Here is a 13,972-nt window from a genome sequence, read left to right as displayed (position 1 = left end):
ACACGCGCGGGCTCGTGGCCCGCGCCCGCCGGGCCGCTGAATCGCTGATGCTCGACGCGTGCGAAGTCGTTGCCGTCACTGGGAGAACGACCAACCCGGACGGCACGGTATCGCCGACGTACGGGCCGCCGGTCTACTCGGGCAAGTGCAAGATTCAGCGGCTACGGGGCAGCTTCCCGCAGACGCCGGTTGCCGGTGAACACCTGTGGACGCTGGAAAGCCTGGAACTCCACGTGCCGGTCAACGGCACCGCGGCTATCAGCGTGGATCACCGCGTGCGGATCACCGCGTCCGCCGACCCGGATAATGTCGGCCGCATCTTCCGCGTGAAGTCCGACGATCGCAAGTCTCTCCAGTCGGCCGTACGACTCCAGGTCGAAGAGGTGACCGGGTGAGCGTCGACTGGTCCGAGGTAGAAAAGCTGGCCGACGATCTCGAGATCGCGGCCGACGACATCCGCAAGAAGGTTCTCCCGGTCGTCCGCAAGGGCGCGGTGAACGTCAAGAACGACATGCGGCGCGACGCCACCGGCCACCCGACCTACCGCCATTTCCCGCGCTCGATCACGTACGACGAGATCAACGGCGGGCTTGGCGCGGAAATCGGTCCGGACAAGGACCTGGTTCAGGGCGCGCTTGGCAACCTGCTGTATTTCGGCACCGATAAAACCAACGGCGTTCTGAACATCAACCCGCCGCTTGACAAAGAGGCTCCGCGATTCGAGCGGGCCCTAGCGGACGTCGCGGAGGACATCCTCTAATGATCCTCGAACACCACGACGCCATCCGGGCGCTTCTCGCGCCGCTCCCGTTCTATGACGGGCAGGTGCCCGCCAAGCCGACGTACCCGTACCGGGTCGTCTATTTCGACACGGGCACCGAGTCCGGCACGAAGCTTGAGGGTTCGTCGGACCGCGCCGAGTTTCGGTTTCAGATCACCTCGGTTGCCGAGTCGCCGCAGGGCGTGGCGATCGTCGCCGACGCCGCCCGTTCCAAGCTGATCGACGCTACCCCGGTCGTCCCCGGCCGCGTGTGCACGCGCATCGATCACGAGACCGCAATTCCCGTCCGCGCAAACGAAGAGGTCACCAACCCGAACACGGATCTACATCCGATGTACGCGGTTGACACGTACCACTTTTCTTCCTTCGCGGGCTGAAAGGAAACCATGGGCAACGATTTCGTTCGTGCCCGCTGCGCGGAAACCGGGCACATCGCTGCCCTTCCGAAAACAGCGCTCGAACTCGGACACATTGAGGGCTGGCAGGCCGTAGACGGCCCCGTGCCCGATGGCCCCAAGCCCGCCGCTTTCCCTCGGAAAGCCGCGCGACCCCGCAGAAAAGAAAGTGAATGACCTATGTCTGACATGCTCACCGATGGTCAGATCCGCGTGCAGTTCGTGCCGACGATTGCGGACCCGTCCGCGCCGACCGTCACGGAGCTTAACGCGGGCGTTGACCTCTCCTGCCTCATCACCGCGGATGGCCTGGACATCTCGGTTGACGAGGACAAGATTTCCATCCCGAAGCTCTGCGACACCAGCAACGCGGAGGCTCCGGGCCGCGCCACTTACGGTGTCGAGCTGACCCTCGTCCGCAAGACGGACAACACCGAGGACAAGGCGTGGACCACGCTTCTGCGTGGCACCAAGGGTTATCTCGCCATCCGGTACGGCGTTCCGTCCAAGACCGCTTTCTCCGCGGGCGACAAGCCCGTCATCTTCCCGGGCGCGGCCGGTGAGCGGAAGCTCCAGAAGCCGGAAGCGAACAACGCGGTGAAGTTCCAGAGCAAGTGGTTCGTGAGCGCGCCGCCGCAGTACGACGCCGCGGTTGTCGCCGGGTCGTGATTGCTTGCGCCCGCCCGGTCCTCGACTCCCGGGCGGGCGCATTCCCCTTCTGAGTCGAGAGCGAGTCGAGAGAAAACCCAATGAGCATTGACAGTCTTCTGGCCGCTGCCAAGCTGCCCGAAACCGCCGTGTCCGTCTGCCTCCGCAGCGACCTGCAAGCCGACTGGGAGAAGCTGGATCGTGAGCTGACCTCCCGCCAGGCGACGAGCGAGACGCTTGCGCCGTCCGATGCCGACATGGAGTTGGCGCGGCGGATCAAAGAGCTTGAGGCCGAGATGGCGGAGAGCACCGTAGAGGTCCGGTTCCGCGCGCTGACCCGTAAGCCGTGGCTCAAGCTCGTCGCGGACAACGCTCCGCGCAAGGATCGCCCCGCCGACCAGATCATGGGCTTTAACACGGACACCATGTTTGAGGCCCTGGTGCGGGAATCCATGGTGTCGCCGGAGCTCGACGGCGACCAGCTGGACGCGTTCCTGGATGCGTTGACCAGCAAGCAGTTTGACGCGCTCGCCGAGGCCGCGTGGAACCTTAACCGCAAGGACACCCCGGACGGCCCGGTTTTCAGCCAGGCCGCCTCTCGTCTGATGCCCGGCTCAGACGAGAAGTAGAAGCGGCAGTAAAGCTCGGGATCTCGCCGTCCCGGCTCGCAGGCGAGGAACCGAGCGAGGTCACCGAATACGAGTACGACGAATCCGGGCGGCTGGTTCGCTCGGTGACCACCCGTAGTCCTGAGTGGACACCGGAAGATCGTTCGCTCGTAATGGCTTTCCTCGAATACGAAGCCCTCGTGTGCCACGGGTGCGGCGGCTTCCTGCCGGAGACCACGGACGCGGACAACGCGGGCAAGTACGTGGCTGACCTCCCCCACCGTTGCCACCGTTGCGACGCATTGGCCAAGCAGCAAGAGGCGTACGCCGATTCCCCGCAGCCCAACGCACTCAAGGTCTGGCCGGTTCACTTGAAGGAGTAACACGAATGACCGACCGGACAGTAAAGGTCATCCTCGACGCGGAGATTGCTAAGTACTTCGCGAAAATGAAGGAAGCCGGGAAGGTCACGCGTGACGTCGAAAAGGCGGAACGCGACCTCAAGAATTCCCTTGACGCCGCCGAGGATGCCGCCGGTCGCGCCCGTGTCTCGGAAGCGAAGCTTGCCGAGGTCCGCAACAACTCCAAGGCAACCGTCGCGCAGCTCGCCCAGGCCGAAGAGGAACACAACAGCAACCTCCGCAAGCTGGACGCCGCGATTGACCACGCGACGCAGGCTGAGCAGCGCTTCCAGGAGGCGCTACGGAAGTCGTACGAGGAACAGGACAAGGGCGGCAAGAAGACCCGCGACGAGCTAGACCGCGTTGCCTCGCGGGCTAATGCACAGTTCGACGCGCTCAAGTTCACCGCGCTGTCCGTTGGCCTCCCGGCCGCGGCTGCCATTGGTGCGGCCGGTACCGCCGTCGCCCTCGGCGGCATCGCTACCGCGTTCGCCGGGCTCGGGGTTTACCTCGCCGCCCAGAATGACCAGATCGCCAACAAGTTCACCGGCATGGTGAACAACATCGAGGCATCGTTCAGCGGGGTTGGCGAGAAGTTCGAGGCTCCGGTTTCCGCGGCTATCGATGACATCGGGCATTCGTTCGAGCGGGTGAACCCGCTCATTCAGAATTCCATGACCACTGCGGCGGGCTACGTCGCGCCGCTCACGCGCGGCGTGCTAGACCTCGCAGAGAACGCCATGCCCGGGTTCGCCAAGGCGACGGCCGCGGCCGGTCCCCCGGTCGCCGGTCTGGCGTCTCTCTTGGCGCAGACCGGTTCCGGTCTCTCGGATTTCTTCTCGGAGCTGACGAACGGCTCCGTCTCGGCGGCACAGGGCATGTCGCAACTCGGCGGCATCGTTCAGCTTTTGCTTGGCAGACTGGGAACCCTGCTCGCCAACCTGTCGAACATCAGCGGCGGCCCGCTGGGCGACCTCCGCGCGATGGTGGACAACGTCACCTCCGCGCTGATCAAGCTGACGCAGCAGGGCGCGGCGGGAACTAGCTTCCTCTCCGGGTTCACGTCGTCGGCCAGCGGCATGATTGCCGTCCTGAACATCCTGGCGTCCGTGATTAACACGCTGCCGTCCGGGCTGACACAGTTCGCCGGTGCCCTGTCGGCCACGTCCATGGTCGCGTCAAAGTTCGGGCTCGACGTCGGCGCGGGATTCGAGGGACTGGGCGGGAAGATCCGGGCGGCCGGAGCTGACCTGTCCGGTACGGCGAAGTTCGCCGCGCAGGCGAAGACCGCTGTCGGCGGGCTCGCCGCCGGTGCGTTCAACCCGGCTACCCTCGCGGTCGGCGCGCTCAGCGTCGGCCTGGATTTGTTGGGCCAGCACCAACGGAACATGGCGCTCAACGCGCAGAACGCCGCCAACCGCGTCAACACGCTGACCGACGCCCTTCGGGCGTCCAACGGCGTCATTGACGAGAGCGTGCGATCCGCGGCTGTGAAACAGCTTTCCGCGTATCAGGTGCTCGATGAGGGCACCCGGAACCTGATCCAGGACGTTACTCACCTGGCGGGACCGCAAGGCGCGGGGCAGCTCGTAGACGCGTTCTTGGGCAGCGCCCAGGCAGGCGACAAGCTCAAGGCGACGCTCCAGCAGATTGTCCGCGACGGCACCTCGACCGGCACCGCCGCGTACGGCGGATACAACCAAGCCCTTGGCGCGTCGGAAAAGCACATGACGGCCGCGGCCCAGAACGCTCAAGACCTGCTCAACATCATGCAGGACAACGCGGGCACGTTCGCCAACGCGGCGGACGCCGCTCGGGCGGAATCGGCCGCCATGCAAGGGGCCGCCGACGCCCACAAGGCGCTCACGGACGGCGAGCGCGCAGCGGACACCACGACGCGTTCGCTCAGCGCGGCTTTCAACGAGCTGTCCAAGACTGGCGGGGACGCCGCGTCCAAAGCGGACGACTTGCTACAGGCCGTCCGACTGCTCCGCGGCGAGACGCCGAGCGTCGAGGAAGCGACCAAGGGATGGAACGACGCTCTCCGGAGCGTCGGCGAATCGCTCAAGGGCGTTGACCTTAAGAAGCTCAAGGGCGACCTCGTGGACGCCTCCGGCGCGATCAACACGCAGTCCGCCGAGGGCAGCAAGCTTTACGACGTCATCATGAACACGTCCAAGGCGTGGGCGACGCAGGCGCAGGCGTGGCAGAGCGCGGGCGTCCCGGCGGACCAGATTCAGGGCCGCCTTGCTGGCATGAACGACGAGCTAGGCAAGCAACTCCGGGCGGCCGGGCTGACGCAGGGCCAGATTGACAGCCTCGCACAGCACTACGGGATGATCCCGGCGGACGTCGTGACTCAGCTTCGGCTTGAGGGCAACGCGGACGCGCAGACGGAGCTTTCCGGAATCCTCGGCGAGCTTAAGAAGTTCCCCGATAGCAAGGGAATCCGCGTTGACGTCATGTCCGACACCGCGCGGAAGACGCTTACCGACCTCGGGTACCAGATCGTCCAGCTTCCTGACGGTAAGTTCCAAGTTTTCGCGAATACCGAAGAGGGCCGAAAGGGTCTTTCGGATTTCAAGAATACGATTGATGGAACGTTCGGTGTCGTTCACGTCAAAGCCACGGATGGCGAGGCGCAGGCAACCGTAACCGTCTGGCAAAAGCGGGCGGACGGAACCACTGGTTACACCACGCTTGACGCCCGAGCCAATCCGGCCACGGGCAAGCTCGAATACTGGACGCGCCAGGCGAACGGGTCGTACGCGTGGGCGACTCTCGATTCCCGCATCGACCCCGCCACGGGGAAGGTACAGGGTTGGCTCCGGATGGCAGACGGCTCGTGGGGATGGGTCAACCTCGACGCCCACACGGCGGAGGCTGAAAAGGCGATCAACGACGCCGCTCGCACCCGGCATTCCACGATCGTCGTCACGTACGACGTCAGGGGCGCTCCGCGCGCCCCGGCCGGTGGCACCCGGGCCGACTTCGCCGCAGGCGGCGTGGCGGTCCCGATGGCGTCCGGCGGCGTGCTCGGGCTGGCCAGCGGGCAGCGGCTCACGCCGATGAGCCCCATTGCTCAGCGGGTCGCCCCGGCTACGTGGCGCATCGTGGGCGACAACCTCCGGGTGCCGGAGTACTACATCCCCGCGAACGGCTCCGCCCGCTCTAAGGCGATCCTGGCGCAGGCGATGATGGACCCGGCGCTCCAGTCGGACGTCACCAGCGGACGGGCGTGGGTCGGCTCCATGGCCCCGCGGATCATCATCCCGATGCAGGCCGCAGCCGCGAGCGACGTCCCGGCGCAGGTGCTCGCCGCGTTCGCCAGCCAGCTCCAGGCGGCCGTGGTGGCCGGGATGAGCCAGGTCACGATCAACCTCGACCCCCGCGGAATCTCGACTCTCGAGACTCGGGGCGCGGCGCTGAACTCCGTCCGCTAGCGCGAGCAGACGAACGCCTTCGCGTTGCCTACGATCCCCGACAGCTCAGCATCGCTCAGCCGGTCGTAGGCAACGCGGTAGTCCGCCATCAGGCCGCGGGCGGCCCCCAACTCGTTCTCTGGCATCGCCGCGATGTCCTTGCACATCTCGTCGGCGAACCCGGCGGAGTTGACGATCGTGGCGCTGTACTCGCCGAAGCCGGTCGGCCCCATCAGGCGGTTGGCCGTGGCGTACCCCTGGTAATCCCGCCCGGTCGCCACGGTCTCAGCCGTCACCGGCGGCTTGCCCGGGGCGGCTACCAGCGTCGCCACGACCATCGTCGCCGTTCCGCCGAACATCACGGCCCCGGCCACCCAGGCGGCCAGCGCCCGCGCGCGCACTCGTCCCATGTCTCCCCCTTCGCACTTCCGACCGGAGACGTTACTCCGCACCCTTGACTAGGAGAAGCCGTGGCGGCTCCATACCACCCGTACTACCTAGGTCCGGTCGGGGCGCTGACGGCCATCCCGTTGGCGGAAACCGTGACCCCCGACATCATCCCGGTGCAAGCGGTCAATTCGTCTATCGACGGAACAGCGACCGTCGAGCGATTCGGCACTAAGCGGTCGTGGAAACTCGATTACAAGGGACTCACTGAGGACTTGGAATCGATTCTCACCATGGCGCTCACCGGCGCTCTCGCCGGTCCGCTTTACCTGGTGGACCCGCTGACGACAAACCTGCTCTCCCCCATTGTCGCGACGGCCGGATCTACGCCGGGCCGGAACCCGTTCACGACGTCCGTTCCCGGGCTCAGCGCGGATATCGTCGCCGCGACTGCCCCGTTCGCCGTGACGCCCGGCCACCGCAACCAAGTCACGTCGGTGAACTCTTCCGGCGTGACACAGACTCTCTGGACCCCGGCGGTACCGGTCCGGCCCGTAGTCCACACGTTCTCCGCCTACGTCAAGGCATCCGCCAACGTCGGCGTTCAGCTCTCGGACGGAAACGCGGTGATCGGCACTGCCAGCACGGGAACACCGTCCGCGTGGACGCGGGTAAGCGTGTCGGCGACATCGGCCACCGGAACCCTTCTCCCGACGTTCTCTGTCCCCAACGGCGCAACGCTCCAGCTCGCCGCGCTCCAGCTTGAGGCGAGCGCGACCGCCACCCCGTGGCGGCCGGGCGGCGGCGTCTGCCGCGTCTATGTGTCCTCGGCGGACCGCTCTTCTGTCCTGTGGCCCTACCGCGATAACGCGGTCACTATCTCGGAGGTCTAATGCTCACGCTGCCCGCCTCGTTCCGCGCAGCGGTTGACAGCCTCGAACGTTCGCCTTCGGTCCGCGTGGTCTGCGACTGGAACGGCAACGGCAAGTACGACCACCCGCAGTCCGACATCACGGCCATGGTGGGCAGCGTCAAGCTCAACCGCGGCACCGCTACCTACTCCCCCGAAGACCTCAACGCGGGCGGGAACGGTTACAGCAGCGGGGAACTCACGCTCGAACTCGGCGGGGGCGATGGCGACTTCACGGCCTACGAACTGTTCGCCGGGCCCACGTCTCCCCTGTACGGCAAGGACATTACCGACCGCCGGATAGAGGCGTTCGCGGTGTTCGCCACCTCGACCGGCGTCCAGGAACAGCGGATCTTCTCCGGCTTCATTCGCGAATTCACCGCGCGCCGCAAGGCGCGGACAGTGACCCTCGTCGCCAACGATCACCTAGACATCTTGGGCGACAACGTAACCCTGCCCCTGTGGGCAGTGGGCACCGCGTCCCCGTACGCGACGTGGAATTCCGGGAACGCCAAGGCGGCCCGGTCTATCCTGCTCTCCTGGTGCTGGGAGGAAACCCTCCGGCAGGCGGGACGTCTGGTCGCCCCGCCGATCCGCTCGGACGCGCAAGCGCACTGGTCGTTGTCCGGCTCGCTTCTGCCGTCAGTCGGCCGTCTCGTGGACGGCTGGGCGACGGGTCCGTACGTCAACTTGCCCGCGTTCGATCCCGAGTTTTACGAGGGTACCGCGCCGTTCGGATGGGGTACCGCGCTGACGCCCGGCGACGCCTCTACCGGCCTATGCACCGCGCAGAACGCGATCGTTGTCCCGAACACCAGCAACCCGACCAAGACGCCCACCTCGGTGGGGTTGTCGGGCTGGTTCAAGGTGGACCCGTCCGGCGACCCCGGGATCGTGTCGAACGTCCTGGTGTACCTGGAAAAGACGAATCTTCTCGATGACGTCAACCAGCAGGACAACCGGGCGCGCCTCGCCCTCGCGGTCGGCCAGGACGGCTCGATGGCCGCCGCCGCGGTCTCCGGCCAGCCGTCCAGCGGTAGCCCGACGATCCGCCGCGCGGACCGCTCCACCAAGGCGCTTTCCGCCGGGTGGCACCACTACGCCGCGGTGTTCGACATGTCCACCACGATCGCAATCACGATCCAGATTGACGGGGCGACAGTCACTCCGACGTCCACGAGCGGCACGGCGAACACGCTGGACTTCGCGGCGTCGGGCTCCGGCGGCTACCCGGACGACTCGCGGACGAACCTTTGCCGGTTCGTCGGTTCGCTGCCGTCGCACCACGTTTCCATCTGGTCGGCACCGACTTCGGTCGGGGCGGCCCGGTTCGTCCAGCCGTCGCAGATCACCTTGCCGACGCTGCCGAACGGGTTCCCGATGGTCAACCTGACCCGCTCGCTGACGGAGCTTTCGTGGATTCCGGATGTGCAGTCGGTCGGCGCGTGGGAGTCGCTGAAAGAGCAAGTAGGCGCGGAATTCGGCGGCCTGTGGATGGACGCCAACGGCACCGTTCACGTTGCCTCCCGGGCGACGATCTCGGCGACCGCCTCTAACTCGATCGGCCCGAACACGCCACAGTATGACGATTCGGTGGTCGGCGAAATCGAGCTGACGCCGCGAGCGGACACCAAGAAAAACAGCGTGACCGTGCCCGGCCGCTTCCGCAACGCGGTTGAAACAGTGGTGTGGAAATCGCAGGGCGCGCTTGACTACCCGACCGCGGTTAACCAGAACTGGAACACCTCGTATCCGCTCTCGAACGTGACGGCGGTTGTCCAGAAGCTCTCGACAGTCAGCGTCACGCCCCCGGCAAACACCGACGTCGTGGACGTCCGGCTGACGACGGCTTCCGCCGTCCAGCAAGCGGACAACACCAAAGCGGCATGGCCGGGGTGGGCGTTCAACGTGCGCGGGTTCGACCGCCAGCGAGGGTTTACCTTGTTCGGCCAGGGAAACACGACCGAATCCATCTTCATCGGGTCGTACGCGGGCGGGCAGCAGCCGAGCATCCGCGTGGCCGGTCGGCAGTACTCGGACGTCCAGCTCATCCAGAAGACGCAGACCGCGGACGCCGACGCCGCGATCTACGGCACCAAGTCCTACAAGTTGCCGGAGTCCGACTGGCGACAGACGTACGCCTCCTGCGCCGCGCTCGCGCTCAACCTCGTGAACTCGTACACGCACGGTCTTATCCAGATATCGAATATCACGCTCCCGCACGATCCCTCGCGCGAGCTGTTCGACGTCATCGGGTTGACCGGGGACGCGACGCTCACGGGAACGATCACGGCGCAAATCGTCGGCATTGACACGACGTTGACCACTGCCGGTTTCCGCGACTCGCTTTCGCTAATCGTGCTGGCCGTGCCGGGCTCCGCCCTGTGGGACTCGGTGCTCCAGGGATGGGAATCGAATTGGAATGTCTGATGCCGCAACCGCGTCCGCGGCGCTAGCTCCGGGCGACCCGCAGCCCCCTGAAATGTTCGGCGACCCGGGATACCTGCTTATCCCGGGTCGTCCTTATCCGGAGGAAACAACCCCGTGACGTGGAACGCTATCGACCACTCGGCCGTTGACCGGCCGGAGATTTCCCGGCAAGCCTTCGGCTATCCGGTGGTCGACAACCTCAACGACATCCAGGCGCGGATCACCGACCCCACAACGGGAAACCCGGCTCTCGGTTCCCGAGTTTCCGCAGTGGAGTCGGGCAAGGTCCCCACCACTCGCACCGTGTCCACCGCGAACGGCTTGCAGGGTGGCGGGGACCTCTCCGCCAACCGCACTATCTCGCCGGTCTACGGCACCGCGGCGAACACGATCGCCCAGGGCAACGATTCCCGGATCACGATCACGCAGGATGCGACCAAGGGCAACAACGCCCTTGACACCCGTGTCGCCGCGCTGGAAACCCGCACTGGCACCGAGCGGAACTCCACCGCAGCTACCGCCCTGAACAACGGGGCTCAAGTAGACGTCCCGTTTGAGAACTCTGTGCGGTCGTCTTCTGACGTCACCTACGCGTCCTCGATTTTCACCATCGTGAACGCCGGTGTCTACGCGATCGAATCGACGGTTCGCATGACCGCTCCGGCGGGGACGCTGGAACTCAATCTCTGGGTGTCGACCGACGGCGGGTCAACCTGGCGGCGTAAGTCCGGCTGGCTGGGCGGCCTCATGGGAACTGTCTCCACGACTATCCGACTGGCCGCAGGAAACAAGGTCAAGGTAACCGCGCTGAACACCAGCGGATCTAACCGGACCATTGAGACCGCGGCCGAGGAAACCACTCATATTTCGCTGTACCGGACCGGGGGATAACGCTTGTCCACCCCGTACCCGGTTACGTGATCCGAAGAATACGGACCCCAACGTGACCCTCCCCCAATTCCCCGATGAGCCGGGCTATTGGCTCCGCCGGTTGTTCGAGGCGGTAGACGGCGTGTCCAAGAAGCTCGACGGGCACGCCGAGGAACTTGTTTCCCACCGCGCGGAGCTGGCCCAGCACCGCAAGGAAATCGATGAGCTAAAGGCCGACGACGAATCCGGCCGGGCGATCCGCCGGGCGAACGTGATGTTTGCGCTCACCACGCTTATCGCTATCGCCGCGGTCGTCTTGCAGATCGTCAAGCCCTAAGGAACCCCATGGCTTACTGGCTGGATTACTCCGCCGCGAAGCTTTCGGGTAGCACGATTCGGAACGCCGGTTACACCGGCGTCATCCGCTATATCGACGCCCCGCAGCTACTCGGCACCAAACACACCAACCTTGACGAGTACCGGTCGCACCTCGCGGCCGGGCTCACGGTCCGCCTGGTCCACCAGGGCACCACGACCGACGCCGATTCCGGTTGGCAGGGCGGCGTAAACCGCGCCACTCGCGCCAAGGCAGGCGCGGACTACCTCGGGTACACCGGCGTCATCTACTTCACCAACGACCGGACCACGGTCCCGAATGTCGCTGCGTGGCAGGCGTACCTAGACGGAGCGGCGTCGGTGCTCGGACGTGAACGCGTTGGCGCGTACGGCTATTACAACGCGCTCAACGCAGCGGTCGGCCACGCCTCCGCCTTCTGGCAGGCGGGCCGCCGAAGCGACCTCGTGCCGCACGCCAACTACTGGCAGGACAACAACGTTAAGGTGACGGTCGGCGGAATCACCTGTGACCGAAACCTGGTCATCGCGGACTACGTGCCCGGCGGCCTGGTCAACAACCCCGCCCCTAAAGCGAAAAACGGAGACGACGTGGCTCAGATCTTCTCTTACGACCCCTGCCCGCGCGGCGCGGACGGCAAGCTTGCAACCCGGGCGCACACGTTCGTACTCCCGGTCGGCAGTGTCAGCCAGGTAACCGCTAACGCGTGGCTCAGCTTCAAGTGCATGAACGCCCCGGGCGGCGCGGATTACGTTCGGCTCCAGAGCATCCGGGGCGACGACAAGGCCGGGCTGCCCGGCGGCCAGTACCCGGTGACTAAGGAGTGGAAGGGCGTCGCCGCCGACCACACCCGGGTTTACATCCAGGCCGCGGACGGACAGGACCAGTTCGTTGCCTACGTCCAGAGCGAGAAGCCGTACAGCCTGTGTATCGAGGTGGCCCCCAAGTGAGCAAGTACAGCAAGTTCGTGGGCGCGCTCGTGGGCGCGCTGACCTCCGTCCCCATCACCACGCTCGTCCCCGGCCTCCCGGCCGGGTGGGCAACCGTCATCACCGGCGTACTCGCGGCCGTGGGCGCTCTCTGCGCCCCTAAGAACGCCGAGTGACAGACGACCCCGGGCGCAGGCACATCGGTCCGCCCGGGGTCGCCAGGACACAGTAAAGCCCCCTCCTAGCCCTAGTGGCCGGGAGGGGGCTTTTTGTCGTTTCAGCCTCCGGTGAGGGTGGCTCTCACACGCTCATTGGGACGGCGCGGGTGACGCGCCCCAGAAGATCATCCGGCCATTTCAGTGTGACGTCGGGGTTCGTCTGCGTGCCCGCGAAGACGCACATCACGTGGGCGCGGGCGAGAAACGCCCCGCGTTCGTCCCATGTCTCCATGCCCTCCCAGATGTCCCGGAAGGTTTTCCCGGTCGGCGTGCTGACCACCCGGGACGGCGTGACCGGTTGCGCCTCCAGCTCGTCTAACTTCTTCTCGTATTCGGCCATCTTCTCCATTGCCGCCCGCGCGGCACGGCTCCCCTTGGGAAGCTCCCCAAGGTTCTCCGCAAGGTTCTCGATAGCCTCAGTGAGCGTCTGGATTTCCGGGTAGTGGTTAACGCCGGGGACGAACTTGTGCTTCTGGTAGGGCTCATCCCCCAGCTCCGAAAGGAACAATTCCTCAAGGTAGGAGTACACCACGTCGAGTGGCCACATTCGAGCCTTCTTAGGGCAGCCGGTGAACTCGTTAGCCACCCGACAGCACCGGTAATACTGGTACTTTTTGTCCGGGCGCTTGTAATGCTTGTAGGTCATCGGCGACCCGCACGAGCAATAGACCACACCGAGCAGGGGCGACCGATTGGACCGGATGCCCCGCCGCTTCTTGCCGTTGTTGAGAATCCTTTCCCGCAATTCGAGAGCTTCGGCGGGACTGATGATCGCCTCGGCGAATTGAACGGGCAGCCCGTCCTTGCGGACAAGTTCGCCTTGCCAGGTCCCCAACCCGAGAAGGTTGGGACTCAGCAATACCCGTTGAAGGCTAGTCGCCTGCCACTTGTAGCCCTTGGGCTCTTTCGGCTTTGTCCCCGGTTTCGGTGGGGTGTTCTTCGCCTGCCACTCTCGGGCGGTCGGGATGCCTCGCTTCGTCCAGTCCTTGACGACGCTCTGCGTCGAGCCCGGGTTCTCCTCGTCAAGGATGCGGTCTACCGCCTCCCGCACCCACTTGGACGACACGGGGTCGATCACCCGCTCCCAGCCCTCTTGTCCCTCGCGGGGGACGGCGCGGTACCCGAACGGCCAGTGCCCGCCGACGTAGCGGCCGTCCTTGACGTATTCGGCTTTCGCGTTGATCAGCTTCTTCTGGACGTCCTTGCGGTAGTTCGCGGCCTGAGTCGCCTTGATCCCCGCGATCATCCTTCCGTTGGGCGTCGAGAGGTCTAGCCCGGGGTCGTCCAGGACGACGAGGCGCTTGCCCCACTCCATCAGCCGCCCGACGAACACCCACCAGTGAATGTCGTCACGGGTCACGCGGTCTTGCTCGGGCACGACGAGGGTGTCCCAGTTGCCTAGCAGAGGCTCCCGGAGCCACTGCCCGAGCGACTTGCGCTCGTCCAAGTTGATCGAGCCGGAGACCGTCTCATCGATCACCCAGCCCCCGTCTGGCCCCTCGGCCATCACCCGCTCTTCGTCCTCAACGAGCCACGCGCCTAGTAACGCTCGGTGACGGTCGATGACCCCGGCCTCGTCCTCTCCGGAGTACCGAGTGGCAAGCACTACTCTGTCCAA

The 13,972-nt window shown here is 65.6% G+C and carries 15 protein-coding genes; 13 read left to right on the top strand and 2 right to left on the bottom strand.

Translation table 11 applies throughout. The annotated features are described in order from the left end of the window. The first annotated feature begins 14 nt into the window (after nucleotides 1-14). The 7 genes from L942_RS04865 (at nucleotide 15) to L942_RS04835 (ending at nucleotide 6,276) form a co-directional block, all read left to right on the top strand. Nucleotides 15-395 carry a DUF6093 family protein gene (locus L942_RS04865; protein ID WP_037355413.1) on the top strand — a complete coding sequence of 127 codons (381 nt, stop codon included), beginning with the start codon at nucleotides 15-17 and terminating at the stop codon, nucleotides 393-395. Further along, the gene (locus tag L942_RS04860) at nucleotides 392-760 is read left to right on the top strand and encodes a hypothetical protein (protein ID WP_051165721.1); all 369 of its coding nucleotides are present in this window, start codon (nucleotides 392-394) and stop codon (nucleotides 758-760) included. The genes L942_RS04865 and L942_RS04860 overlap by 4 nt, the downstream gene beginning before the upstream one ends. Continuing rightward, on the top strand, nucleotides 760-1,158 hold the full coding sequence (gene gp17 / locus L942_RS04855; protein WP_037355412.1) for a tail completion protein gp17: 399 nt from the start codon (nucleotides 760-762) through the stop codon (nucleotides 1,156-1,158). The genes L942_RS04860 and gp17 overlap by 1 nt, the downstream gene beginning before the upstream one ends. A gap of 198 nt (nucleotides 1,159-1,356) precedes the next feature. Beyond that, the gene (locus L942_RS04850) at nucleotides 1,357-1,845 is read left to right on the top strand and encodes a hypothetical protein (protein WP_158684423.1); all 489 of its coding nucleotides are present in this window, start codon (nucleotides 1,357-1,359) and stop codon (nucleotides 1,843-1,845) included. Nucleotides 1,846-1,925: 80 nt separating this feature from the next. Next, the gene (locus tag L942_RS04845; RefSeq protein WP_037355409.1) at nucleotides 1,926-2,453 is read left to right on the top strand and encodes a hypothetical protein; all 528 of its coding nucleotides are present in this window, start codon (nucleotides 1,926-1,928) and stop codon (nucleotides 2,451-2,453) included. Nucleotides 2,454-2,605: 152 nt separating this feature from the next. After that, nucleotides 2,606-2,815 carry a hypothetical protein gene (locus L942_RS04840; protein WP_037355406.1) on the top strand — a complete coding sequence of 70 codons (210 nt, stop codon included), beginning with the start codon at nucleotides 2,606-2,608 and terminating at the stop codon, nucleotides 2,813-2,815. Between the two features lie 5 nt (nucleotides 2,816-2,820). Continuing rightward, nucleotides 2,821-6,276: a hypothetical protein gene (locus L942_RS04835; protein WP_037355404.1), complete on the top strand. Its 3,456-nt coding sequence runs from the start codon at nucleotides 2,821-2,823 to the stop codon at nucleotides 6,274-6,276. Here the strand turns inward: L942_RS04835 and L942_RS04830 are convergent. Beyond that, nucleotides 6,273-6,665: a hypothetical protein gene (locus L942_RS04830; RefSeq protein ID WP_158684422.1), complete on the bottom strand. Its 393-nt coding sequence runs from the start codon at nucleotides 6,663-6,665 to the stop codon at nucleotides 6,273-6,275. The genes L942_RS04835 and L942_RS04830 overlap by 4 nt on opposite strands. Before the next feature lie 132 nt (nucleotides 6,666-6,797). Between L942_RS04830 and L942_RS04825 the strand changes: the two genes are divergently transcribed. The 6 genes from L942_RS04825 (at nucleotide 6,798) to L942_RS44130 (ending at nucleotide 12,312) form a co-directional block, all read left to right on the top strand. Beyond that, entirely contained in the window at nucleotides 6,798-7,535 is a 738-nt protein-coding gene (locus tag L942_RS04825) for a hypothetical protein (protein ID WP_158684421.1), read from the top strand. Then, nucleotides 7,535-9,982 (top strand): hypothetical protein, encoded by a 2,448-nt coding sequence (locus L942_RS04820; protein WP_037355397.1) that lies wholly within the window; start codon nucleotides 7,535-7,537, stop codon nucleotides 9,980-9,982. Before L942_RS04825 ends, L942_RS04820 begins: the two co-directional genes overlap by 1 nt. A gap of 186 nt (nucleotides 9,983-10,168) precedes the next feature. Then, nucleotides 10,169-10,873 (top strand): hypothetical protein, encoded by a 705-nt coding sequence (locus L942_RS04815; RefSeq protein WP_158684420.1) that lies wholly within the window; start codon nucleotides 10,169-10,171, stop codon nucleotides 10,871-10,873. A 52-nt stretch (nucleotides 10,874-10,925) separates the two neighbouring features. After that, complete coding sequence (locus L942_RS04810; protein ID WP_037355393.1) at nucleotides 10,926-11,189, top strand: hypothetical protein; 264 nt, start codon at nucleotides 10,926-10,928, stop codon at nucleotides 11,187-11,189. 8 nt (nucleotides 11,190-11,197) lie between these two features. Continuing rightward, complete coding sequence (locus tag L942_RS04805; protein WP_037355389.1) at nucleotides 11,198-12,157, top strand: glycoside hydrolase domain-containing protein; 960 nt, start codon at nucleotides 11,198-11,200, stop codon at nucleotides 12,155-12,157. Then, on the top strand, nucleotides 12,154-12,312 hold the full coding sequence (locus tag L942_RS44130) for a hypothetical protein (RefSeq protein WP_158684419.1): 159 nt from the start codon (nucleotides 12,154-12,156) through the stop codon (nucleotides 12,310-12,312). Before L942_RS04805 ends, L942_RS44130 begins: the two co-directional genes overlap by 4 nt. A 124-nt stretch (nucleotides 12,313-12,436) precedes the next feature. Here L942_RS44130 and L942_RS04800 read toward each other — a convergent pair whose 3' ends face one another. Beyond that, nucleotides 12,437-13,972 (bottom strand): recombinase family protein, encoded by a 1,536-nt coding sequence (locus tag L942_RS04800; RefSeq protein ID WP_158684418.1) that lies wholly within the window; start codon nucleotides 13,970-13,972, stop codon nucleotides 12,437-12,439.

Origin of the sequence: Amycolatopsis orientalis DSM 43388 (assembly GCF_000411975.1) — a bacterium.
GTDB classification, from domain to species: Bacteria; Actinomycetota; Actinomycetes; order Mycobacteriales; family Pseudonocardiaceae; genus Amycolatopsis; species Amycolatopsis orientalis_D.
This window is presented reverse-complemented; position numbering and strand designations above follow the sequence as displayed.